The organism is Kineococcus deserti, from assembly GCF_050871945.1.
GTDB lineage: Bacteria > Actinomycetota > Actinomycetes > Actinomycetales > Kineococcaceae > Kineococcus.
This window is the reverse complement of the sequence record NZ_JBJLSI010000004.1, coordinates 1-22466: the sequence shown is the minus strand read 5'-3', so window position 1 is coordinate 22466 and position 22466 is coordinate 1. Positions and strand designations below refer to the sequence as shown.

Here is a 22466-nt window from a genome sequence, read left to right as displayed (position 1 = left end):
ATGGCCTCCGTCGCCGAACGCGCTCGAACCAGCGGGCCCTCGGCGTCCCGGCTGCGGGCCCTGCTGCCCGCGGCGCTCGTCGGGGTGCTCGCCGCGGCGACGTTCCTGCTCGTGCGCACGGCCCTGGTCGACGACGCCTACATCACCCTGGCCTACGCGCGGAACCTCGCGCTGCACGGCACGTGGGGTCTGCTGTCCGACGTCGAGTCCAACACGGCGACCTCCCCGCTGTGGGTGCTGGTGCTGTCCGGCGTCACCGCGGTCGTGCGCCGGCCCGTGCTGGCCCTGGGGATCCTGCACGTCCTCGTCGCCGTCGGGCTGACGCTGACCCTGACGTCCGCGGCCCGGCGCACCGGACTGCCCGCGTGGGTGGGCCCGGCCGCCGCGGTGGCCGTCGGGGTGAACCCACTGCTGCTGAGCTCGGTCGGGCTGGAGTCGGCGTTCCTGGTCCTGCTGCTCGCGCTGCTGCTGCTCACCGCGGTCCGCGGCCGGGCGGTGCTGTTCGGGCTCGTCGCCGGGGCGGTGTTCCTGACCCGGATGGACGCCGGCGTCGTCATCGCGGTGGTGACGCTGCTGACCCCGGCGATCCTGCGCCGGGTGCACCTCGCGGTCCCCGCGGCGCTGGTGGTCGTGCTGCCGTGGATGGTGTGGAGCTGGTACTTCCTCGGCTCCGCCGTCCCGGACACCGTCGTCATCAAGACGCTGCAGGCGGCCTGGGAGGAGTTCGACGTCCGCAACGGCGCCCAGCTGTACGTCGAGGTGTACGGGCTGGTCGCGGTGCTCGCCTTCCTGCCCGTCGTGCTCGGCGGCCTCGGCTGGTGCGTGCTGGCCGCGATGGGCTGGAACGACCGGCGCGAACGCCCCTCCGAGCCCACCGGCGTGCGGTACTGGCCCTGGCTGGTCACCGGCCTGGCCGGCGTCGCGCACTACGTCGCGCTGTCGGTCCTGGGGGTCCCGCCCTACCACTGGTACTACGCGGTGCTCATCGCGCTGTCCACGTTCACCGGGGCCGCCGCGCTCGGGGCGTTGTTCCGCACCGTCGAGCTGCGGCCGGTGGGGCTGGGCGCGGGCCTGGCCGCGGCGCTGCTCGTGGTGGCCAGCGTCGGCTCGGACCTGCGCGCGGGCACCCCGTGGCCGATCGCCCCGATCCAGACCAACTGGGCCGAACCGGCGCGGTACACCGAGATCGCGACGCAGGTCGACGCGATCCTGCAGGCCCGGGGCGGGCCGCAGCACGTCACCTCGCCCGGCGAGATCGGTCACCTGGCCTTCGTCTGCGACTGCGTCGTGGACTACTTCGCCGACCCCGCACGGGTGCAGCCGATGATCGACGAGGTCGAGGCCGAGGCGTCGCCCCTGGGCCGGCGGCTGCTGGAGTTCAACTTCACCCACCGCGACCGCGACGCCGAACCCGTCCCCGTCGCCGGCGACCTGTTCCGCTTCGACCGCGGGACCGCACCGCCCGCGGCGCAGGGGCTGCCGACGTGGCCCGTCTCCTCGACCTGGGACATGCCCGTGTCCGACATCGTCCTGCTACCTGAAGGTGGGTTGTGAGCGCTCTCGACGCCGTCGCGGCTGCGGACCTGTCCCTGCTGCGGACCGTGCAGAACGGTGTCCGCTTCCCCGGGGCCGTCGAGGTCGCGACCGGGTTGTCGCACGCCGGCGAGCACGCCGCGGCCTGGATCGGCATCGGCGCGGCCGGCTTCGCGCTGGACCGCCGCCGCCGGCGCGAGTGGGCCGTCGCCACCACGGCCGTCGTCGCCGCGCACGGCGCCTCGGTGGTGCTCAAGCGGATCGCCCGCCGGCACCGCCCGCTGGACCACCACGTGCAGGTCCGGGTCGGCACACCGAGCCGGTGGAGCATGCCGAGTTCGCACGCGACCTCGACGACGGCCGCGGCCATCGCCTTCGCGCCGCTGCTGCCGGTGCCCACGTGGCCGCTGGTTCCGGCGATGATGGCCTCCCGGCTCGTCCTGGGCGTCCACTACCCGACCGACGTGACCGCCGGGGCGCTGCTCGGGGCGGCGACCACCGTGGCCGTGCGCGGGATGGCGGAGCGGTGGGCGTGACCACGCAGGAACGCCCCACGTCGGTGGTGCCGGCGTGGTTGCGCGCCATGCGCCCGCGGCAGTGGGTCAAGAACGTCCTCGTCCTGGCGCCGGTGTTCCCCGCGGGCGAGCAGGTCGGGCTGGACACCCTCACCGGGGTCGGCGTCGCGTTCGTCCTGTTCTGCCTGGTCTCCAGCTCGGTGTACCTGGTCAACGACGCCAAGGACGTCGAGGCCGACCGCGCGCACCCGCGCAAGCGGTTCCGGCCCATCGCCGCGGGCGAGCTGTCGGCGCGCACCGCGGTGGTGCTGGCCGTCGTCCTGGTGCTGGCCGGGCTGGCCGTCGGGTTCTGGTGGCAGCCGATGCTCGGGGTCGTGCTCGCGGTCTACTTCGCGATCCAGCTCGCGTACTGCTTCGGGCTCAAGCACGAACCCGTCCTCGAACTGGCCTGCGTCGCGTCGGGTTTCCTGCTGCGCATGCTGGCCGGCGGCACGGCCGGCGACATCCCGCTGTCCGGGTGGTTCCTGCTGACCACGGCGTTCGGGTCGCTGTTCATGGCCGCCGGCAAGCGCTACGGCGAGGCGCGCCGCGGTGAACTCACCGGCGAACCGGTGCGCCGCGTCGTGCAGAAGTACACGACGACGTACCTGCGGTTCGTCTGGACGCTGGCCGCGACCGTCGTCGTCACCACGTACGCGCTGTGGGCCGTGGAGGTCCTGGTCGCCCAGACCGGGACGAGCCTGGCGACGCTGACGATCGTGCCGTTCGTGCTCGCCGTCCTGCGCTACGCCGTCGACGTCGACAAGGGCCACGCCGAGGAACCCGAGGACATCGCGCTGCACGACCGGGTGCTCCTGGCGCTGGCCGGGCTCTGGGTCGGATCGCTGCTGCTGGCGGTGTGGCTGTGATGCGCGCGGTGAGGGAGCACGAGAAGGTCCGGGAGGTCGTCCGGTTCCTCATCTCCGGCGGGATCGCGTACCTGGCCGACCTGCTGGTGTTCAACGTGCTGCTGTTCTCCGGCGTCGGCTCGGCCCTCTCGAAGGTCGTCTCCAGCGTCATCGCCATCTTCATCGCGTTCCTGGGGTCGCGGTACTACACCTGGCGCGACCGGCGCAGCGAGCACCCCGGACGCGAGTACGCGCTGTTCTTCCTCTTCAGCGCCCTGGCCGCGGGCCTGCAGCTGCTGTGCCTGGCGATCACCCACTACGGGTTCGGCTGGACCTCACCGCTGGTGGACAACGTCTCCGGCAACGTCGTCGGGATGGCGATCGCGATGGTGTTCCGCTTCTACACGTTCCGCACGTTCGTCTTCCCGGACCGCGCGGAGAGCCGTGCGTAGAACCCGTGCGTAGTCCCCGCCTCCAGGTCCCCCTCGTGCTGGGGGTCCTGCTGTCGGTGGGACTGGTGCTGAGCGGGTGGGGCCAGCAGTCCTGGCAACCCGGCTACGACCTGGCCGTCTACCGCGACGGCGCGCGCGACCTGCTCGCCGGCCGCGACCTGTACCTGCGCGAGACCTACCGCGGGCACTGGTTCGTCTACCCGCCCTTCGCGGCCGTGCTGTTCGTGCCGTTGCTGCTGCTGCCCGCCCCGGTGGACCTGGTGGTCTGGGACGCCGTCCTCGTGGCGGTCGCGGTGTGGGCGTGCTGGAAGGTGTTCCGCTCGGTCGGCGCGGGTCTGCTGGTGGGGCTGGGAACCGCGTACGTGCTGGTGAGCGACCCGTTCCGCGAGGCCCTCGTGCTCGGGCAGATCAGCCCGCTCGTCGTCGTGGGCCTCGTCGTCGGCTGCCTGTACGGCGGTCGGGGGGGAGCGGTCCTGGCGGGGTTGTCGGGGGCCGTGAAGGTGACGCCCGCGCTGGTCGTCGCCGCGGTGGTGAACCGGCGGGCGCGGTGGTGGTTCGCGGTGGCCGTGGCCGTCGTCGGCGCGGTGGCCACGGTGCTCGGCGTGCTCCTGGCTCCGCGCTCGGCGGTGTCGTACTTCGGTGAGCTGCTGTGGGACTCCGCGCGGGTCGCCGCGCCCGGGACGACGACGAACAACTCCCTGGCCGGGGCGTTCGCGCACGCCGGGCTGCCGACGTGGCCCGCCGTGGTCCTGGCCGTCGCGCTGGTGGGGCTGGTGCTCTGGTTCGCCCGGCGCTGCGACTGGCTCGACCGCGTGGACCGGGTGCGGTTCGGCCTGCTGGTCTCACTCGTGACGTGCCTGGTCTCGCCGGTGACGTGGTCGCACCACGCGCTGGCCGCGCCGCTGGCCGTCGTGGTGCTGCTGGGGTTGCGCCGGTTCCCCGTCCTCGTGGTGCTGGCCGGGGTGCCGTGGTCGCTGCCGGTGCTGCAGTGGGGCCCGGTGCTGGCGCAGACGCGGCCGCTGTCGCTGCTGGTGCTCGTGGTGCTGCTGGTCTCACCGGTCCGCCGCGACGAGCGGGTCGCGGTCTGAGACGGGCTGGGTCAGCCACAGCACGGCGACCGCGGCGACGAACAGGCCGATCGTCAGGGCCGGGTCGTAGCCCAGGACGACGACGTTGACGAGGGTCGCCCCGAGCATCACCAGCGCCAGGCCCGCCGCCGCGGCGCGGTGCAGGCGGGGGACCAGCAGACCCACCGCGCCGGCGACCTCGCAGACGCCGACGAGGTGGCGCATCCACTGCCCGGCGCCGATGTCGGCGAACAGGGTGACCTGCGAGGCCTCGCCCGCCAGCTTGCTCGCACCTGCGGCGAGGAACACCAGGGCGAGCGCGAGGCGCAGCACCCACCCGACGACACGCTTGGTTCTCACGGGGACCTCCGGGGTCGCGTCCGGCGGCCGGTCGGCCGTCGTCGGGGTCGACCTCGGGGACCGCGCGGACTCATCGCTGCGGGCCACGCCCGGACTCGCCCCCGACAGGCCCCGCTGCGAGGCTGGGGCCATGAGCTCGGTTCCCGACTTCTCCCAGGCTCCTGCCGCCGCGGCCGTCGAGCGGGTCACCCCACCCGAGGGTGAGCCGCTGACCGCCGCCGACGCGGAGGCGGGCACCGCCGGCCTCGCGGCCGAACCCGACGCCGAGCCCGACGCCGAGCCCGACGCCGACGCCGACGCCGGGCCCGACGTGTGAGGCCCGCCCGGCGCCTCAGCTGCGGGTGACCCGCTTCGTCACCGCGTCGAAGCTCAGCGTCCCGCCCTGGAACGTCTGCGACATCGTCGAACCGGACCACACCTCGTCGCCCGTGGGCATCCCCAGCGGGCCGTTCTCCCAGCCCTGCCCGGCCCAGGCGTCCAGGACGGCGCCGCGGACGGCGTGGGTGCCGGTCGTCGGGCCGTAGTAGATCGAGCCGCCCTGGAAGGCGGTGAACCAGCGGCCGCCGGGCAGGGCGCGGTCACCGGTGGTCGGGAACCCCAGGCCGTTCTCCCAGCCCAGCGAGGCCCACTTCTGCAGGATCGACCCGCGCACCTCGTGGGCGCCGGTGAAGGCGGTCCAGTAGATCGAGCCGCCCTGGAAGTGGGTGTACCAGCCCAGGCCGTTCGGGGTCCGCGCGTCCGAGGAGGTCGGGAAGCCCAGCCCGGTCTCCCAGCCCAGGCCCGCCCACCGGTCCCGGATGGCGCCGCCGACGGCGTGGGCGCCGGTCCCCGGCGACCAGTAGACCGACCCGCCCTGGAAGTGGTTGTAGTAGCCGACGCCGTTCGGGGTGCGGGTGTCACCGGTGGTGGGGAAGCCGAGGCCGGTCTCCCAGCCCAGGCGCGCCCACTCGCTGCGGATCGCACCGCGCACCTCGTGGGCTCCGGCCGCCGAGGCGTAGATCGAACCGCCGGCGAAGTGCTGGTAGGCACCCAGCCCGTTGGGGGTGGCCGCCTCACCGCTCACGGCCGGGCCCATCGATCCGCCCGCGCCGCCGAGGGCCTGGTACCGCGACTGCACGGCGGAGACGATCGAGAAGTAGTCCGACCGCAGCCCGCCGAGCTGGCGCAGCTTCGTGCCGGTCACCTCCACCGACCCGTTGGTGCACAGCAGGCTGGCGGTCCTGACCCGGCCGCCGTAGTCGCCGCGGCCGTCGCGGCCCTTGATCACGATGCCGGTGGCGGTGCCGCCGGGGGCGCAGCCGGCGTCGAACTTCGCCGCGGGGACGGTGGCGTTCCAGGCGGCGACGCTGTCCCCGGGGGCGGTGCGGCCCGGGCCGGAGAACGGGTCCTCCTTGGCGACGAGGTAGGGCTTGGACCCCGCGACGGTCCAGCCGCCGTTGGAGGAGGAGAACTGGGTGAACGCGACCTGGCCGCCGTAGGCGCGGACCTCGCCGGCGGTCGCGGCGATCGCGTTGTTCGTCGAGGCCGGGGTCGTCCAGGTCGTGGTGCCGTTCTGGTCGCGGGTCTCCGCGCCGCGGTACACCTGGCAGGCGGTGGTGTCGCAGATGTCGGTCTGCGTCTGCGGGTTGAGCACCGCCAGCGCGTAGCTGCGGGCGGCGACGGCCTGCGCCTTGAGCGCCTCGGCGTTCCACGACGCCGGGGACTCGGCGGGCACGACACCCCGCAGGTAGGTCTCCATGGGCACGTCGTTGACGACCGTCAGCTTGCTGCCGGTGACGATGCGGATGGTGCCGTCGTAGCGGACGAAACTGCCGTCCCCCTTCTGCAGCAGGACGCCCTGGGGTCCGCTGATCGTGACGGTGCCGCCCCAGTTCTCGCTCCAGCCGCCGTCGACGAACCCGCGCAGCCCCGACCCGTCGGGTGCGACGACCAGTCGCTGGCCGGCGCCGATCCGCTGCCCGCTGCTGCTGAGCGTCAGCTGGCCCTGGCCGGGGGCGTAGACGGCCACCGCCGCGTTCGCGAACGCGGTCAGTCCCACGCGCAGCGTGCGGTTCTCGCGCGAGGCGACCTCGGTGCCGGGGTAGTAGAAGCCCAGGATGTCCCGGTAGGACTGCCCGGCCACGGCGCGTGACTGCGCGCCCCACTGCGACATGCCGATGCCGTGCCCGTACCCGTGCCCGGTGATCGCGAAGGAACCGCCCACCGCGGGGCGCACCTCGACGGCCTGCGCGGGCAGCGCGGTCAGGGCCGCGACCACGGTGCCGGTGGCCAGCCCCGTGGCGAGGAGTCGGGACAACTTCTTGCGCTTCACTGGTTCCTCCGTGGACTCCGCCGACTGCTGTTCTGTTCTCGTCGATCAGCCGCGAGAGATCGCGGTGGTGCGGCGCGCGGCGTCCCAGGTGATGGAGCCACCCTGGAACTCGATGCGCAGCCCTCCCGGGACGGGGTGCTCGTCACCGGTCGGGAAACCCAGCGGGCCGTTCTCCCACCCCGAGGCGGCCCAGGTGTCGCGCAGCGCGCCGCGCACGGCGTGGGCCCCGGTCGCCGGGGACCAGTACACCGATCCACCCTGGAAGTGAGTGTAGTTCCCGGTTCCGCGGGGCGTGCGCTGATCGCCGGTGGTGGGGAACCCCAGACCGTTCTCCCAGCCCAGGGCCGCCCAGCGGTCGCGGACCGCGCCGCGCACCTCGAAGGCGCCGGTGGCCGGGGACCAGTAGATCGACCCGCCCTGGAAGTGGTTGAACGCGCCGGCCCGCGACGGGGTCCGCGTCTCGTCGGTCAGGGGTACGCCGAGCGCGGCAGTTCCGCCCAGGCCGAGGAACCGCCTGCCGATCGCACCGTGCACCTCGCGCACCGGAGTGGTGGGGGAGGAGTAGACCGAGCCGGCGGCGAAGTCCTTGCGGGCGATCCCGCCGGCCGAGGTCGTCCGCCGTGCGCCGGTGTCGCGACCCAGGACCGACCGGTCGCCGCCCAGGGCGGTCCAGTGCCCGATCAGCGGGTCGGCCGTCCCGGTCCACCAGGACGTCTCACGCGCCGCGCCGGAGAACGTCAGGGACAGGTGGACGTGGTCGGTGTGCGGGTCGGCACCGGTGTACGGCTGCCAGCCGGCGGTGGGGTTGTACGCCTTCCAGACCTGCCGGTTCCAGATGACGTACATGATGCCGAGGCGGCGGGCGTTCGCGGCGACCTCGCCGCGTTCGTCGGTGGCCAGCAGCCAGGTCAGGAACTCGTGGGCCAGCGCCGCCTGCGCCGGGTCGGACGCCCGCAGCATCCAGTCCACGGCCCGGCCCTCGGAGTGCTCGGAGGTGGGGATCCCGCCCGCCGGGCAGGCGCGGGCGGTGCTAGTGGTCTGCCGGCCGTAGGCGTCGCGGATCAGCTGCGCGACGGCGAGGGTGCCCGGTTGCGGTGCGGCGCAAGCCGTCGGCGCCTGGTAGCGGGACGGGAACGCGTCGACCGCGGCCGGCAGGCCCCCCGGGGTGCGGGGGGCCGCGGCCGCGGTCTGGGCCGCGGCCGCGGTCTGGGCCCCGGCCAGCAGGGTTCCCGCGAGGACCGCGACGACGAGCCTGCGCAGCCGGGTCACGTCAGTTCTTCTTCGCGGTGATCTTGTTCGTCCCCTTGTTCCACGTCAGCGACCCGCCCTGGAACTCCATGCGCAGGCCCTCGGCGACGGGGTACTCGTCCTTCGTGGGGAAACCCAGCCAGGACGTCTCCCAGCCCAGGGAGGCCCAGGTGTCGCGGAACCCGCCACGGACGGCGTGCGCGCCGGTCGAGGCGCTCCAGTAGATGGAACCGCCCTGGAAGTGGGTGTACCAGCCCTTGCCGTTGGGCGTCGGGGTGTCGTCGGTCGTGGGGAAACCCATGCCGCCGCGTTCCCAGCCCAGGGCGGCCCAGCGGTCGCGGATGGCGCCGCCGGTGAAGTGCGCACCGCTGGCGGCGGAGTAGTAGATCGAGCCGCCCTGGAAGTGGTTGAACCAGCCGCCCTTGGCCTGCGAGTCGCCGGTGGTCGGGAAACCCGCGCGACCGCCCTCCCAGCCCATCGAGGCCCACTTCTGCCGGATCGCGCCGCGGACGTCGCGCGCACCGGTCGCGGCGGAGTAGTAGATCGAGCCGCCCTCGAAGTGGTTGTAGAACCCGCCCTTGGCCGGGGAGTCGTCGGTCGTCGGGAAACCCAGACCGCTCTTCTCCCAGCCCAGCCGGCCGTACTCGGCCAGGATCGCCCCGCGCACGGTGTGCGCGCCGGTCCTGGAGCTCCAGTAGATCGCGCCGCCGGTGTAGAACCGGTAGGAACCGTTCTTGGCGGGAGTGTCGTTCTCGGACGTCGTGGGCGTGCCCAGGACCCCGGCGCCACCGACGGCGGCGTACTTGGCGTCGATCGCGGTGCTGGTCGCCGAGCCCATGATCTGCGCCACGCGCGAGCGGATCTGGTCCATCCTGGTGTACCCGACGTTGCCCGGGCAGGCCGTGAACCCGACGTCGCGGTGGCCGTTGATCGTGCGCAGCTTGACGTTGGTGCCCTTGGCGTACCGGGCGGTTCCGCCGCCGGCGGAGGTGAGGTACGCGGCGCCGTCGGCGGGCAGCCCGTACATCGACAACTTCCAGGCGATGACCTTGGCGACCGATTCCAGGCACTCCGCGCTCGGGGCGACGGAGGTGAAGTCGCCCATCATCGACACGCCGAACGTGTCGGTGTTGAACCCGCCGGCGTGCGCGCCGACGACCGGCTGGCTGATGCCGCCGGCGCGGCCTTCCCAGATCCCGCCGAAGCGGTCGACGACGAAGTTGTAGCCGAGGTCGGACCAGCCCAGGGAGACGGTGTGGTAGCGGTACATGCCGCGGATGACCGAGGGGACCTCGGACTGGCTGTACGTCCCGCCGTCGGCGGTGTGGTGCACGACGCAGGCCTTGATGGTGCTGCTGTAGGACGCGCCGCCCTTCTTCAGCGACTCGTCGGCGCCCCACTGCGCGCGCGTGCGGATGGTCGGCTGCGCGACGGCCTTGGGGCTGGTCTTGGTCCCCGGGGAGGCGAGGGTGGTGCGGGCCTGGGCGGGCTGGGCCAGCGCGGTGCTCTCCCCGGCGTCGACCAGCTGCAGGTGCGCGTCGGCGACGTCGGCCTGCGGCAGGCGGACCTGGACGGTGGCCCCGGTGCCCAGCGCGCCGACCCACAGCGGGTCCGAGGCGGTGACCGAGCGCCGCCCCTCGGCCGTCTCGGGGTCGGGCTCGGAGTCGTTGAGGGGCAGGTCGCTCCACGCGGTCCAGTCGGCACCGGCGGTGCGGACGCGCACCGAGATGGTGTCGGTGGAGGCGCCGGAGGGGAACGTCACGCCGACCATGTGCCCGCCGTCGACGCCGATGCTCACGGTGGCCAGGTCCCCGGTCGACAGCAGGGACGCCGCGCGCTGGGCGGCGAGGGCGAAGGCGCGCGTCGAGCCGCCGACCTGCAGGGCCGTGGGGGTCAGGGCGGTGGGGATCAGCGCCGTGCCGGTCTGGGCGCTGGCCGGGCTCTGCGCGCACAGGAGGGCGGCGCCGGTGACGCTGGTGCCCACCACGCCGGACAGCAGGGTGCGGCGGGACAGGGGCGTGGTGACGGACCGCATCTGGCCTCGTTCCTCCTTCTGGCGGGGGCGGTGCTCACCGGTGGTCAGACCCACACGGGTGAACGTTCGTCCTCGGCATCGGCGTGCTGGCAACGGACCTTGAGCGTGTCGCTACCGGGCTGTGCCTGATTCGTAACGCAAAGTAGGGGATGGTGCGGGTGATGCACAAGGTACGGGAGTGCACAACCAGGTAACACCTCCGTGGTCACGCATTCACTCTAAGTCACACGCGTCCGTTTCGTCCCACGGTGTTCCCTGCTTTCCGGTGTGCGACAAGGCAGAACCCCCCGGATCCGCAGCGAGTCCGGAGGGTCCTGTCGGGCCGTGTCCAGAAAACGTTCAGCCGGTGCGAAGATCACGCTCCGTGATCATGAACGCGAACGGACGACCCCCAGCTGGCCGCCGGTGAACCCGGGGAAGATCGTCGACAGCGAGCCGGCCCCGCACCGCTTCTGCAGGATCTCCCCGATGACGGCGCGGTAGTCGGTGGTACCGGCCAGGTCGCCGTCGACGAGGCGGTCGGCGCCCAGGCCCGGCCAGAGGCCGTGCACCCGCCCGCCGACGACCCCGCCGCCGAGCAGCAGGACGGCGTTGCCGTGACCGTGGTCCAGCCCGCCCGAGGCGTTCTCGCCGACCCGGCGGCCGAACTCCGACAGCGTCGCCAGCGTGGTCGAGGCGAAGGAGGGACCGAGGTCGGTCGCGAACGCCGCCAGCGCCGAGGACAGCTCGGTGAGCTTGTCGCGCATCCAGCCGGCCTCGACGCGGCCCATGTTGGCGTGCATGTCCCAGTCGCCGTAGTCGAGCGCGATGACCTGGACGGGAGCGCCGGACTTCTTCAGCACGGCCGCCTGGGACAGGGCGCGCCCGAGGTCGGTGTCGGGGTAGGAGCCGGCCGGGCTCGTGGTGGTGCCCTTGAGGCGGGCGACGTCCTCCATCGCCGTGATCAGCGTGGTCGCCGGCTGGGCGACCTCGGCGCGGGCTCCGGTGTGGATGCGGCGCAGCGCGGCGTGCCAGGTGGCGCGGTCGTCGCCGGGGCCGATGAGGGCGAACCCGTCCAGCGACGTCGTGGTCGTCTCCTGCGACGGGCCCGCGAACGAGCGCGGCGTCTGGTTCGAGATCCCCACGGCGTTCAGCACCGAGCCGGTGCCCAGCGAGCCGATGGTCCGGTCGATCCAGCCGGTGCGGATCGAGCTGCCGGGGGCGGCCAGTTCCATCTGCTCCATCGCCGCGAAGTGCGAGCGGGTCGGGTCGGACTGCCCCACGGCGTGCACGACGCCGAAGGTCCCGTTGCGCCAGAACGGCATCAGGGGGGCCATGGCCGGGTGCAGGCCGAACATCTGGTCCAGGCCCAGCAGCGTGGAGCGCGGGACGGCGATGTTCGGGCGGGCCGCGTAGTAGCCGCCGTCGCCGCCGGGCACGACCGCCGACAGGCCGTCGAAACCACCGTGCAGGCTCAGCACCACGAGCGTCTCGCCGTTCCAGCCGGAGCCGGCGAAGGAGACCTGGGTGGAGACGTCACCCACGGCGTACGAGGTCGTCCCGGCCGCCGCGGCGGCCAGGGCGGCGCGCAGGACGGACCGGCGGGAGACCAGGCGCGAACCCTCGTCGCAGCCGCAGCGGGGGTCCTGGGCCGTGGAGGTGGAAGCGGTGCTCTTGCTCACGGGGCTCCTCAGCGGATCGTGAAGGTCGGGGTGTCGAGCGTCAGAGCGACGAGGTACTTGAGGTTGTCCCGGATCCACCGGTCACCGGCGGAGCAGGGGGCGCTCGCCGAGCGGCCCGCGTACACGAGCAGACCCGCCTTCTCGTCGGCGGTGAGCTTGCTGCCGGTGATCCGCACGCCCAGGGCGTCGACGAGCTCGCCCCACGTGCCCGGGATCGAGGCCAGCAGCGAGGACGCGGGGACGAACTTCAGCTCCGGCGGGTACCAGCCGGCCGCGAAGTCCATGTGCCGGTTCCAGCGGTTCAGGGTGCCGCTGGGGGAGGTCCAGGCGGTCGCGACGTCGGGGTAGCCGTTGGGGGCGCCCCACGCCATCGGCGCGTGCCCCTGGTCCAGGACGTGCCAGTAGATCTTGGTGATCCCCTCCAGGCCGCTGGACTCCATGCCGGTGCCCAGCGTGCGCAGCGTCGCGACGTAGTCCTCCTGCGGCGTGCGGACCTTCTGGCCGGCCGAGGCCCAGAACTCGGCCGAGTCGAACAGCGTGCGCAGGACCGGGACGATCCGCCCGCCGGTCTGCTGCCAGGTGCGGGCCATGGCCTCGACCAGGGAGGCCGGAGGTTCGTCGGAGACGAACCGGGTCGCCAGCTTGGTGCTGATGCGGCGGGCGGTGCTGGGGTGCACGGCCAGCCAGCGCAGGTAGCCCTCGATCCAGACGTTGCCGTCGGCCGGGCTGTGCGCCGGGACGGTGAACCCGAAGATCGAGCGCGCGCCGCCGTCGTGCCGGCCGGCGTCGTAGACCGAGCTGCCGTCGCGGGCGATCGTCAGGCCGGTCAGCAACCGCGCGGAGTTCTTGACGTCCTCCTCGCCGTACCCGGCCTCCACGCCGACGGTGTGCAGCTCCAGCAGCTCCCGGCCGTAGTTCTCGTTGGGGTGCGCCGCACTCGAGGAGGTGTTGTCCAGGTAGATCAGCATCGCCTGGTGCCGGGCGGAGGCGACGAGCATGTCGGCGAAGGACCCGAAGGCGTGGGCGCGGATGACGTTGCGGTCGTAGTCCTGCCGGCACCACCACACCTCCGAGCTCGGGTTGGTGACGTGCAGCACGTTGTTGAAGACGTCGACGACGACCTCGAACAGCTGCCGCGTGCTCCAGATCTGCCGGGCCAGGGTGAGGCGGCCGGTCTCGAACATGGCGTTCCACTCGGTCGCCTCGTACGGCCGGCCCCACAGGTCCTGCGGGCTGCGGCCGTAGAAGCTCATCCGCCCGGCGAAGGCGTCCATCGCGGTGTCGGCGACGGCGGCGGGGTTCAGCTGGCGGTCCAGCCAGGCGACGGTGCCGATCCGGGCGACCTCGGCCAGCGACTCGGGGGTGGGACCCCAGGTCGCGCGGCGGAGCAGGTGGAGGTGGTCTGCGGCGGACTCGTGGGTGGAGAGGCTGGTGACCGGGCTGCGGCTGCCACGGGAGACGCGGATCGGGGTGGGCACGGCACCTGTTCGGCAGAGGATCTTGAAAGCTTGAGCCGAGCGGGTGACGGGGCCTCAGGTCCGCACCGGCGCTGCCGCCCGCCCCCGCGAGCACCGTCCTGCCCGGCCGGGGGGCAACGCTCCCACCCCCCACCACGATCAAGGAATCGACCCCGGTGATCAAGGATTCGCGAATCCTTGATCACCGGGGTCGCTTCCTTGATCGCCGGAGGGGTCAGTTGAGGTGGACCTGCGCGCCCCCCTGCGCGGTCCACGTCACGTACCCACCCTGGAAGTCCGAGCGGCGGCCGTCGCCCTCGTCGTACTCGTCGCTGGTCGGGAACCCCAGGGCGCTGTTCTCCCAGCCCAGCTGCGCCCAGGCGGTGCGGATGTCGCCGCGGACCTCGTGGGCGCCGGTGTCCTGGCTCCAGTACATCGAGCCGGTCTCGAAGTGCGAGGCCCGCCCGCCCTTGTGCACCTCGTACTCGTCGGTGACGGGCAGGCCGATCTCGTCGGCCAGGTCGTTCTCGAACCAGTGTGCGGCGATCGCGTCGAGGACGGAGTGGGCCTGGGTGTCCTCCGACCACAGGATCGTGCCGTGGTCGTAGTTCTTCGCCGTGGCCTCACCGCCGGAGTACTCGTAGGAGTACTCCTCCGAGGTGGGGTTGCCCAACCGGGAGCCGGCGCCGCCGGTGGCGACCCAGTGGCCGTCCAGCGGGTCGGTCTGCCCGGTCCACCAGGACGTCTCGGCCGCGCCACCGCGGTGCGACAGCGAGACGTGGATGTGGTCGGTGTGCGGGTTGGCCCCCGTGTAGGGCTGCCACCCCTGGTCGGCGCGGTAGGACTTCCAGACCTGGTTGTCCCAGATGACGTACATCACGCCGAGCCGGCGGGCGTTGACGGCCGACTCGCCGTTCGCCTCCGGGCCCAGCAGCCAGGTCAGGAACTCCTGCGCCAGCGCGGCGTCGGCCGGGTCGGCCGCGTCGAGCATCCAGTCCAGCGCCCGGCCCTCGTGGTGCTCGGAGTTCACCGCGCCGCTCTTGGGGCAGGCGCGCGTCATCCCGATGGTCTGCTGTCCGTAGGCGTCCCGGATCAGGTCGCGCAGGGCCTCCGTGCCGGGCTGGACGACGTCGCACGTCGACGCCCCCTCGTACTCGGCCAGGTCGTCGACGGCCGCGGGCAGGCCACCGGGTGCCTGCGGCACGTCGGCGAAGGCGGCCGGGGCGCTCAGGGCGATCACCCCGACGCTGGTGAGGGTGACGGTGAGCAGACGTTTCACGAAGCCTCCTGAACTCGGCCGGTGGAGGAGTTCCACCGCAACTGACCACCTTCGAAGTCCGAGGCGCGCCCGCCGCGGACGTCGTACTCGTCCGAGACGGGGAAACCCAGGGCGGAGTTCTCCCAGCCCTGCGCCGCCCACGCCGTCCGGATCGCGCCGCGCACGATCCGGGGTTCCTGCCCGGCGCGCCGGTAGATCGAGCCGTGCTCGAAGTGGGTGAAACTCCCGACGTCCCCGGGCAGGTTCGTCGTGTCGGCCGTCGGGAAACCCAACGGCGACCACTCCCAGCCGACCGAGGCGTACTTGCCGGTGTGCGACCCGCGCACCACGTGCGTCCCGAGGTCGGGGTGGTGGTAGATCGACCCCTTCTCGTAGTGGCGGAACCGGCCGCCGCGCAGGGCGTTCCCCTCGGCGCTCGTGGGCGCGCCGAGCAGGGACGGGCCGTCGACCTCGTCGTACTTGCGGTCGACCGCGGAACCGCGCGGGTGGCCGGCCAGCAGGGTCCGCACCCGCGCGCGCACGTCGCCCATGCGCGTGTACCCGACGTCGCCGGGGCAGGCGGTGTACCCCACGTCGCGGTGACCGCTGATCCGGTCGATCGTGGCGACCGCGCCGGCGGCGTAGCGGGCCGTGCCACCACCGGAGGAGGTGAGCTGCACGGTTCCCTCGGCCGGCACGTCGTGCAGCCGGAACTTCCAGGCGATGACGGCGGCGACGGCCTGCAGGCAGGCCTCCGACGGGGCACGGGAGGTGAAGTCACCCATCATCGACACCCCGAAGGTGCCCGAGTTGAACCCACCGGCGTGGGCCCCCAGGACCGCCCGGGTCACGCCCCCGGCCCGGCCCTCCCAGATCCCGCCGAACCGGTCGACGACGAAGTTGTAGCCCAGGTCGCTCCAGCCCAGGGTCTGCGTGTGGTAGCGGTACATCCCCCGGATGACGGCCGGCACGTCGGCCTGGCTGTAGCTGCCGCCGTCGGCGGTGTGGTGCACGACCGCGGCGGCGATGGCGGGGGAGTACTCCGCCGCGCCGCGGCGCAACGACTCGTCGGCGCCCCACTCCGCCCGCGACCGGATCCGGGGTCGGAGCGAGTCGGCCGTCGAACCCGAGACCGAGGCGGCGGCCAGCGTCACAGCGGTCCGCGAGGGCGTGGCCGACGGCGCCGGACCGGGGTCGACCACCGCCAGCTGCGCGTGGGCGGCGTCGGCCAGCGGCAACCGGACCTCGACCGTCGCGCCGGGGCCGAGGTCACCGGTCCACACCGGGTCCGAGGCGACGACGTCGGGGTCGGCGCGGCCGGGGTCGGGAGCGTTGTCGGACAGCGCCAGGTCCAGCCACGGCCCGGGAGCGGCCCCCGCACGGGTGACGCGGACGGCCACCGACGCGGCGCGCGTCCCGCGGGGGAACGTCACACCCACCATCGCGCCGCCGTCGACCGGGACCGACACCGTGGTGGTCGTCGCGCCGGACAGCGCGCCGGACAGCAGCGCGCGGACCCGGTCGGCGAGGCCGAACGTCTGCACGCCTCCGGTCGTGGTGGGCGTCGGGATCGTCGGCGCCGCGAGCGCCGGGGCCGGCACGGCCGGCACGGCCGGCACGGCCAGGGCGCCGCCGATCCCGGTCAGGGCGGCACGGCGGCTGAGGGGCCGCGTCGAGGGACGACGTGGTCCAGGGATGGGCGAGGCCATGGGGGAAGTGCGCTCCGTCCGCGTGGGGTTGCGACGGAACGTAGGCGATGTGGGGCTGAGTTGTAAATGGAGGGTCAGGTGTGACCGGCGTGACGACAGGGGGGCGTCATCTCGGCGCAATCACTGAGAAACCCCTGCGTCGGATTGAACCGCCGGATCGTCCAGCACGTACAGCTTGACGCTGAACGCCCGTTTCTCCTCCGTGGAGACGAGTTCGTACCCGTTGTCCAGCAGTCGCTTCGTCTCGCGGTCGGCGGCCGTCTTCGTGACGACCGGACCGACCCCGCCGATGACCCACACCCGCTGCACGTCGGCCATCCGCTGCCACAGGAACCGGGCCGGGACGGTCGTTCCCACCAACGTGGCCGACTCCGTCGCGGTGCGTTCCAGCGCGATGTCGTCGAGCGGTGCGAACACCTCGGGGTACAGCTGGGTGAGCACGCGGTAGCGGTACTCCCCGTCGGGCAGGAACAGCAACCCGTCGCCGGGCCGGGCGTGGGTCGCCACGTAGTCGGCCGTCCCGCGCAGGTCCTCGGCGTGCCCGATCGTGGGGGAGCGGAAGACCAGCTGCATGTGCAGCCCCGTCACCGTCATCGCCCCCACGAGCGTCGCGGCGACCACGATCGGGACCCGTCGGCGCAGGGCGACCGTCACCACCGACGCCAGCAGCAGGCACGTCCCGGGCACGACGAAGACCAGGTAGCGCGTCGTCCAGAACGGTGTGACCTGCGAGACGGCCCACAGCAGCGGCCACGGCAGCACACCCCACAGCAGACCCACCAGCACCAGGCGGCGGGCCCGCGCCCGCCACACGGCCAGCGCGGCCGCCAGCCCGGCCACGACCACGGCGACGCCGGAGGAGCCCAGCGCGAAGAGGACGTGACCACCCAGTTCGGCGACCGTCGGCCGCTGCAGGAAGGCCACCTGCGCGCTCTGGGCGTCCTGGGCCAGCAGCAGCGGCACCGACAGCACCACCCCCGTGCCGGCGGCCACGGCCGCGCGCCAGCGCACCGTCCGGCCCGCGGCCAGCGCCCAGCCGGCGTGCGCGACCAGGACGAGGGCGGCCACCGTGTTCAGCGCGACGAGCACCGGGATGGACAGCGCGTAGGCGACCCACCACGCGCGCCGGTGCGAGGAGCCGGCCCGCACGAGCAGGTACGTCCCCAGCGTCGCCACCAGCGTCGCCAGGGCGTACGGACGCGCCTCCTGGGCGTACCGGCTCGCGAACGGCATCGACACGAACAGCGCGGCCGCGGTGACCCCGGTCAGCCGCGCGGTCGCGACCGGCACGGCCGGGGCCGCCGCCCGCCGCGCGAGGCCGTACAGCAGGGGGGCCGTCAGCGAGGCGGCGACGACGGAGATCCACCGCGCCTGCACGATGTCGACGTCCGCGCCGAACAGGGCGTGCGTGAGGAAGTAGAAGGGGGCGTGGACGAGGTCGACGTCCTGCACCAGCGCCCGGATCTGCCCGGCCGAGCGCGAGGCGACGGCGATCGTGACGGCCTCGTCGCGCCAGGGGCTCGGCGTGCCCAGCCGCCACGAGAAGACGAGCAGGGCGCTGACGACCGCCCCGAGGCCGAGCAGCAGGTCGGGCCGCCGGCCTCGTGAGCGCAGCACCGGGACCTCCGCCCGTCCCAGGACACGTCGTCGCGCGGCGGGGATCCCGAGGGCGGGAGCACCGGGCCGCGTGGGCGTGGTCGACAGGGTGGGACCTCGCTCGTCAGAGGGGGAGCTTGCGGAACACCGGGGCCGGCACGTGACGCAGCGCCGACATCACCCACCGCATGGGCTCAGGGGCCCACACGGTCTCCTTGCCGCTGCGCACGGCGTTCACGGTCACCTCCGCGACCTGCTCGGCGGACACGGACAACGGGGCCGTCTTCAGCCCCTCGGTCATCTTGGTGGTGACGAAGCCGGGCCGCACCACGACGACGCGCACGCCGCTGGGGCGCAGCGCCTCGCGCAGGCCGGTGAAGAACGCGTCGAAACCGGCCTTGGAGGAGCCGTAGACGAAGTTCGAGCGCCGGGCCCGCTCACCGGCGACGCTGGACAGCGCCACCAGGACCCCGTGGCCCTGCCCCTTCAGCTTGGCGGCCAGGTGCACCCCGAGGTTGACCGGTGCGGTGTAGTTCACCGTCGCCACCTGCACGGCGGCGTCCGCGTCCTGCCAGGACACCTCGTTGTCGCCCAGGACCCCGAAGGCCAGGACCGTCACGTCCACGTCGCCGAAGGTCGGGTCGAAGCACTGCTCGACGACCCCGGCGTGCGAGCCGAGGTCGGTCGCCTCGAAGTCGACCGTGCGGACCTCGTGGCCGCGGCGGTGCAGGCGGCTGACGGCCTCGTCGCGGCGGGCGCCGGGACGGGCGGCGAGGGTCACCTGCAGCGGGCGCTCGGGGCTCAGCCGCTCCACGACGGCCAGGCCGATGTCGGAGGTCCCGCCGAGCAGCAGGACCGAGCGGGGGTTTCCGAGCGCGTCGATCACAGCGGTCGACCCTAGCAACGGGTTCGGGCAGGTCCCTGCCGACCGAGGCCCGGCGGAGGGGATCGTGAGGGGACTGTGACCCCCTGCGGAGGGTGGGTCGGCGGCGTCCGGCGGGGGCCCGGCCCACGGATACCCTCCTGCGGGTGACTGCGTTGCGCCGATCCGGCACCGAGGTCCAGTGACCGGGGTCCTCACCGGGTTCGTCGTCGTCGCCAGTCTCGTCGCCGTCGGGTACGTCCTGGGCCGCACCGGCGTGCTGGGCCCCTCGGGGCAGGCGGTGGTGTCCCGGCTGGTGTTCTTCGTCGGGTCCCCGGCGCTGCTGGTGCAGACGCTGGCCGACGCCGACGTCCACGTCCTGTTCTCCGAGCAGCTGGTCGTCACCGCCAGCGGCGTCGTCGCGGCCGTGGTGCTGTGGGTGCTCATCGCCCGCTACCGGTTGCGCCTGTCCCGCGACGACCTCGTCATCGGCGGCCTGGCCGCCGCCTTCGTCAACGCCGCGAACATCGGCCTGCCGGTCGCGGCCTACGTGCTGCAGGACCTCACCGCGGTGCTGCCGGCGATGCTGCTGCAGATGGTCGTGCTGTCCCCGGTGGCGCTGGGGATCCTGGACGTCAGCCGGCACCCGCCGGGCGGCGGGGGCTGGGCCTCGGCCAAGCGGCTGCTGGCGCCGCTGGCCAACCCCGTGCTGATCGCCAGCGCGGTCGGGATCGTGCTGTCGGTCACCGGCTGGACGCTGCCGACGGCGCTGGCCCAGCCGCTGGACCTGCTCGCCGGCTTCGCCATCCCCGGCGCGCTGGTGGCCTTCGGCATCTCCCTGCACGGGCGCAGCACCACCGGCTGGCGCTCGCCGGAGGTGCTGGTGGCCAGCGCGCTCAAGGCGTTCGTGCAGCCCCTGGTGACGTGGGCCGTGGCGCGGTTCGTGCTGGGCCTGGACGAGACGGCGGTGTTCGCGGCGACCGTCGTGGCGGCGCTGCCGACGGCCCAGAACGTCTTCACCTACGCCGTCCGCTACGGCGTCGGGCGCGACCTGGCCCGCGACACCGTGCTGGTGACGACGGTCCTGGTCGCGCCCGTGCTGCTGCTGATCAGCGTGCTGCTGCCGCACTGAGGGTCGGCCACCGCTCCGCGGCGTGAGCGGGACGCACCGGCTGACCGCGACGACTGCCCGTTGCGCGACGGTCACGGCCGGCGAGGCGGACGTCCGCTCCCGCTGCGCGCGGCTACTTCCGCCAGGCCTCCCAGGCGCTGGTGACGATGTCGCTCAGGTCCTTCGTCGCCGACCAGCCCAGGGTCGTGGTGATGCGCTCCACGTCGGCGACCAGCTGCGGGGGGTCCCCGGCGCGGCGGGCGTTGACGACGGGGTCGACGTCGATGCCGGTCACCTTCCGGACCTCGGCGAGGACCTCGAACACCGACGCACCCCGGCCGCTGCCGACGTTGAACGTGTCGTGGGGACGGTCCTCGGTGGCCAGGTGGTCCAGGGCCGCCAGGTGCGCCTGGGCCAGGTCCAGGACGTGGACGTAGTCGCGGATGCACGACCCGTCCGGGGTGGGGTAGTCGTCGCCGAAGACCGCCGGCGCCTGCCCGGCGTCCAGGGCCGAGAACACGATCGGGATGAGGTTCATGACGGCGGTGTCGCCCAGGTCGGGCCAGCCGGCCCCCGCGACGTTGAAGTAGCGCAGGTTGGCCGAGCGCAGCCCCCACGCCACGCCCGCGGCGCGGCTCATCCACTCCCCGACGAGCTTGGTCTGGCCGTAGGGGTTGATCGGCTCGGCCGGGCCGTCCTCGCGCACCACCGGGGTCTGCGGGGCGCCGTAGGTGGCCGCGGAGGAGGAGAACACCAGCTTGCCGACGCCCGCGGTCTCCATGGCCTGCAGCAGGTTCGCCATCCCGCCGACGTTCTGCGACCAGTACCGCGCCGGGTGCGCCACCGACTCGCCGACCTGCTTGCGGGCGGCGAAGTGGATGACGGCCTCCACGCCGTGCTCGGCGAACGCCCCGGTCAGCGCCGGGACGGCCGCGTCGGTGGCCAGGTCGAGCTCGACCACCGCGGCGTTCCCGACGCGCTCCACCCGGCCGTTGGACAGGTCGTCCACGACCACGACGTCGGTGCCGCGCTGCTGCAGCAGCCGCACCACGTGGGATCCGATGTAGCCGGCACCGCCCGTCACGAGAACGCTCATGACCTCGACTCTAGCCACGGCGCCCGCCGGTCCCCGTAGCCTCGGTGCTGTGCTGAGACTGACGAACGCCGTGCAGCCCTACGCCTGGGGGTCGACGACGGCGATCCCGCGGTTGCTGGGCCGCGAGCCGGACGGCGGACCGCAGGCCGAGCTGTGGATCGGTGCCCACCCGGCGGCGCCGTCGCAGGCCGAGGGGGTGCGGCTGGACGAGCGGATCGCGGCGTCCCCCGCGCAGTTCCTCGGCTCCTCGGCGGGATCGGGTGACCGGCTGGGGTTCCTGCTCAAGGTCCTGTCGGCCGCGGCGCCGTTGTCGCTGCAGGCGCACCCGGACGACGCGACGGCGGCCGAGCGCTTCGCCGAGGAGGAGGCCGCGGGTGTGCCGATCGACGCGCCCGAGCGGCTGTACAAGGACACCTCGCACAAGCCCGAGCTGCTGTTCGCCCTCGAGCCCTTCGCCGCGATGGCCGGGTTCCGCGCGCCCGCGCAGGCGCGCGAGCTGCTGGCCGGGCTGGCGCTGCCGGCGCTGCCGGCGGACTCGCGCGAGCTGTTCGACGACCTGCTGGAGGTGCTGACCCGCCCCGACTCCGACGCGCTGCGGGAGGCCACGCGGCTGCTGCTGACCGCTCCCGGCGAGGCCGTGGCCCCGCTGGTGGAGGCGGTGGCGCAGGCCTGCGCGGCCCTGGACGACCCCTCGGCCCGCTGCGTCGTCGAACTCGCCGGCCACCACCCCGGAGACGCCGGGGTGCTGGTCTCGACGCTGCTGAACCAGGTGCGGCTGGCGGCGGGGGAGGCGCTGTACCTGCCGGCCGGCAACGTGCACGCCTACCTGGAGGGAACCGGCGTGGAGCTCATGGCCAGCTCCGACAACGTCCTGCGCGGGGGGCTGACGCCCAAGCACGTCGACGTCGCCGAGCTGCTGCGGGTGCTGGACTTCCGGGTGCTCCCGCCGCCGCTGCTGGCCCCGCGGGTCGTCTCGGCCGACGAGCAGGTGTTCGAACCCGACGACGTCGACGACTTCGCGCTGACGGTGCTGCGGGTGCGCCCCGGTGCCGCCACGCGCTGGGAGCGGGCGGTGCCGCGGGCGGTGCTGGTCCTCGAGGGATCGGTGCGGCTGGAGTCCTCGGCGGGCTCGCTGGAGCTGGCGCAGGGGCAGAGCGCGTTCGTGACGGCCGCCGAGCACCCGCTGTCGATCAGCGGTGACGGGCGGGTGGCGGCGGCGGGGCCGGGGGGTGGGGGGGGGGGGGGGGGGGGGGGGGGGGGGGGGGGGGGGGGGGGGGGGGGGGGGGGGGGGGGGGGGCGGGGGGGGGG

At 73.6% G+C, this 22466-nt stretch carries 19 protein-coding genes; 8 read left to right on the top strand and 11 right to left on the bottom strand.

Features of this window, described 5'->3' with window-relative positions; genetic code table 11:
* Genes ACRYR2_RS04505 through ACRYR2_RS04485 form a run of 5 tightly spaced genes read left to right on the top strand, consistent with a single transcriptional unit; the run spans window position 1 to window position 4475 of the window.
* Window positions 1-1554 (top strand): hypothetical protein, encoded by a 1554-nt coding sequence (locus ACRYR2_RS04505; protein ID WP_432561635.1) that lies wholly within the window; start codon window positions 1-3, stop codon window positions 1552-1554.
* Window positions 1551-2069: a phosphatase PAP2 family protein gene (locus ACRYR2_RS04500; RefSeq protein WP_432561634.1), complete on the top strand. Its 519-nt coding sequence runs from the start codon at window positions 1551-1553 to the stop codon at window positions 2067-2069. The genes ACRYR2_RS04505 and ACRYR2_RS04500 overlap by 4 nt, the downstream gene beginning before the upstream one ends.
* The gene (locus tag ACRYR2_RS04495) at window positions 2066-2956 is read left to right on the top strand and encodes a decaprenyl-phosphate phosphoribosyltransferase (RefSeq protein ID WP_432561633.1); all 891 of its coding nucleotides are present in this window, start codon (window positions 2066-2068) and stop codon (window positions 2954-2956) included. The genes ACRYR2_RS04500 and ACRYR2_RS04495 overlap by 4 nt, the downstream gene beginning before the upstream one ends.
* 8 nt (window positions 2957-2964) lie before the next feature.
* Window positions 2965-3387 carry a GtrA family protein gene (locus ACRYR2_RS04490; protein WP_432561632.1) on the top strand — a complete coding sequence of 141 codons (423 nt, stop codon included), beginning with the start codon at window positions 2965-2967 and terminating at the stop codon, window positions 3385-3387.
* A gap of 35 nt (window positions 3388-3422) precedes the next feature.
* Window positions 3423-4475: a glycosyltransferase family 87 protein gene (locus ACRYR2_RS04485; protein ID WP_432561631.1), complete on the top strand. Its 1053-nt coding sequence runs from the start codon at window positions 3423-3425 to the stop codon at window positions 4473-4475.
* Here the strand turns inward: ACRYR2_RS04485 and ACRYR2_RS04480 are convergent.
* Window positions 4440-4814, bottom strand: a complete 375-nt coding sequence (locus ACRYR2_RS04480) for a DoxX family protein (protein ID WP_432561630.1) — start codon at window positions 4812-4814, stop codon at window positions 4440-4442. The genes ACRYR2_RS04485 and ACRYR2_RS04480 overlap by 36 nt on opposite strands.
* Before the next feature lie 130 nt (window positions 4815-4944).
* Between ACRYR2_RS04480 and ACRYR2_RS04475 the strand changes: the two genes are divergently transcribed.
* Complete coding sequence (locus ACRYR2_RS04475; RefSeq protein WP_432561629.1) at window positions 4945-5130, top strand: hypothetical protein; 186 nt, start codon at window positions 4945-4947, stop codon at window positions 5128-5130.
* Between the two features lie 15 nt (window positions 5131-5145).
* Here the strand turns inward: ACRYR2_RS04475 and ACRYR2_RS04470 are convergent, their stop codons facing one another.
* From ACRYR2_RS04470 to ACRYR2_RS04430, 9 genes are all read right to left on the bottom strand, one after another.
* Window positions 5146-7125 (bottom strand): SpoIID/LytB domain-containing protein, encoded by a 1980-nt coding sequence (locus tag ACRYR2_RS04470; protein WP_432561628.1) that lies wholly within the window; start codon window positions 7123-7125, stop codon window positions 5146-5148.
* Between the two features lie 45 nt (window positions 7126-7170).
* Window positions 7171-8394, bottom strand: a complete 1224-nt coding sequence (locus tag ACRYR2_RS04465) for an LGFP repeat-containing protein (RefSeq protein WP_432561627.1) — start codon at window positions 8392-8394, stop codon at window positions 7171-7173.
* A 1-nt stretch (window position 8395) separates the two neighbouring features.
* A complete protein-coding gene (locus ACRYR2_RS04460) occupies window positions 8396-10408 on the bottom strand; it encodes an N-acetylmuramoyl-L-alanine amidase (RefSeq protein ID WP_432561626.1) in 2013 nt (670 codons plus the stop codon).
* 368 nt (window positions 10409-10776) lie between these two features.
* Window positions 10777-12069 (bottom strand): DUF1501 domain-containing protein, encoded by a 1293-nt coding sequence (locus tag ACRYR2_RS04455; protein ID WP_432561625.1) that lies wholly within the window; start codon window positions 12067-12069, stop codon window positions 10777-10779.
* Between the two features lie 8 nt (window positions 12070-12077).
* Window positions 12078-13547, bottom strand: a complete 1470-nt coding sequence (locus ACRYR2_RS04450) for a DUF1800 domain-containing protein (RefSeq protein ID WP_432561624.1) — start codon at window positions 13545-13547, stop codon at window positions 12078-12080.
* Window positions 13548-13761: 214 nt separating this feature from the next.
* Window positions 13762-14805 (bottom strand): LGFP repeat-containing protein, encoded by a 1044-nt coding sequence (locus ACRYR2_RS04445; protein ID WP_432561623.1) that lies wholly within the window; start codon window positions 14803-14805, stop codon window positions 13762-13764.
* Window positions 14802-16493 carry an N-acetylmuramoyl-L-alanine amidase gene (locus ACRYR2_RS04440; protein WP_432561622.1) on the bottom strand — a complete coding sequence of 564 codons (1692 nt, stop codon included), beginning with the start codon at window positions 16491-16493 and terminating at the stop codon, window positions 14802-14804. Before ACRYR2_RS04440 ends, ACRYR2_RS04445 begins: the two co-directional genes overlap by 4 nt.
* A gap of 120 nt (window positions 16494-16613) precedes the next feature.
* Window positions 16614-18110, bottom strand: a complete 1497-nt coding sequence (locus tag ACRYR2_RS04435; protein ID WP_432561621.1) for a glycosyltransferase family 39 protein — start codon at window positions 18108-18110, stop codon at window positions 16614-16616.
* A gap of 103 nt (window positions 18111-18213) precedes the next feature.
* Window positions 18214-18975, bottom strand: a complete 762-nt coding sequence (locus tag ACRYR2_RS04430; protein ID WP_432561620.1) for a decaprenylphospho-beta-D-erythro-pentofuranosid-2-ulose 2-reductase — start codon at window positions 18973-18975, stop codon at window positions 18214-18216.
* A gap of 178 nt (window positions 18976-19153) precedes the next feature.
* On the opposite strand from ACRYR2_RS04430, the gene ACRYR2_RS04425 reads away from it, so the two are divergent.
* Entirely contained in the window at window positions 19154-20083 is a 930-nt protein-coding gene (locus tag ACRYR2_RS04425; protein WP_432561619.1) for an AEC family transporter, read from the top strand.
* 112 nt (window positions 20084-20195) lie between these two features.
* On the opposite strand, the gene galE is transcribed toward ACRYR2_RS04425, so the two are convergent.
* Window positions 20196-21158 (bottom strand): UDP-glucose 4-epimerase GalE, encoded by a 963-nt coding sequence (gene galE, locus ACRYR2_RS04420; RefSeq protein WP_432561618.1) that lies wholly within the window; start codon window positions 21156-21158, stop codon window positions 20196-20198.
* 49 nt (window positions 21159-21207) lie between these two features.
* Between galE and manA the strand changes: the two genes are divergently transcribed.
* Window positions 21208-22466 (top strand): mannose-6-phosphate isomerase, class I (gene manA, locus ACRYR2_RS04415; protein ID WP_432561617.1); only part of this gene is annotated, 1259 nt, incomplete at its 3' end.

What these genes read in the sequence shown, in the direction of transcription:
- ACRYR2_RS04505 (WP_432561635.1), top strand. Translation starts at nt 1, where the DNA reads ATGGCCTCCGTCGCCGAACGCGCTCGAACCAGCGGGCCCTCGGCGTCC.
- ACRYR2_RS04475 (WP_432561629.1), top strand. Translation starts at nt 4,945, where the DNA reads ATGAGCTCGGTTCCCGACTTCTCCCAGGCTCCTGCCGCCGCGGCCGTC.
- ACRYR2_RS04460 (WP_432561626.1), bottom strand. Translation starts at nt 10,408, where the DNA reads ATGCGGTCCGTCACCACGCCCCTGTCCCGCCGCACCCTGCTGTCCGGC.
- ACRYR2_RS04440 (WP_432561622.1), bottom strand. Translation starts at nt 16,493, where the DNA reads ATGGCCTCGCCCATCCCTGGACCACGTCGTCCCTCGACGCGGCCCCTC.
- galE (WP_432561618.1), bottom strand. Translation starts at nt 21,158, where the DNA reads ATGAGCGTTCTCGTGACGGGCGGTGCCGGCTACATCGGATCCCACGTG.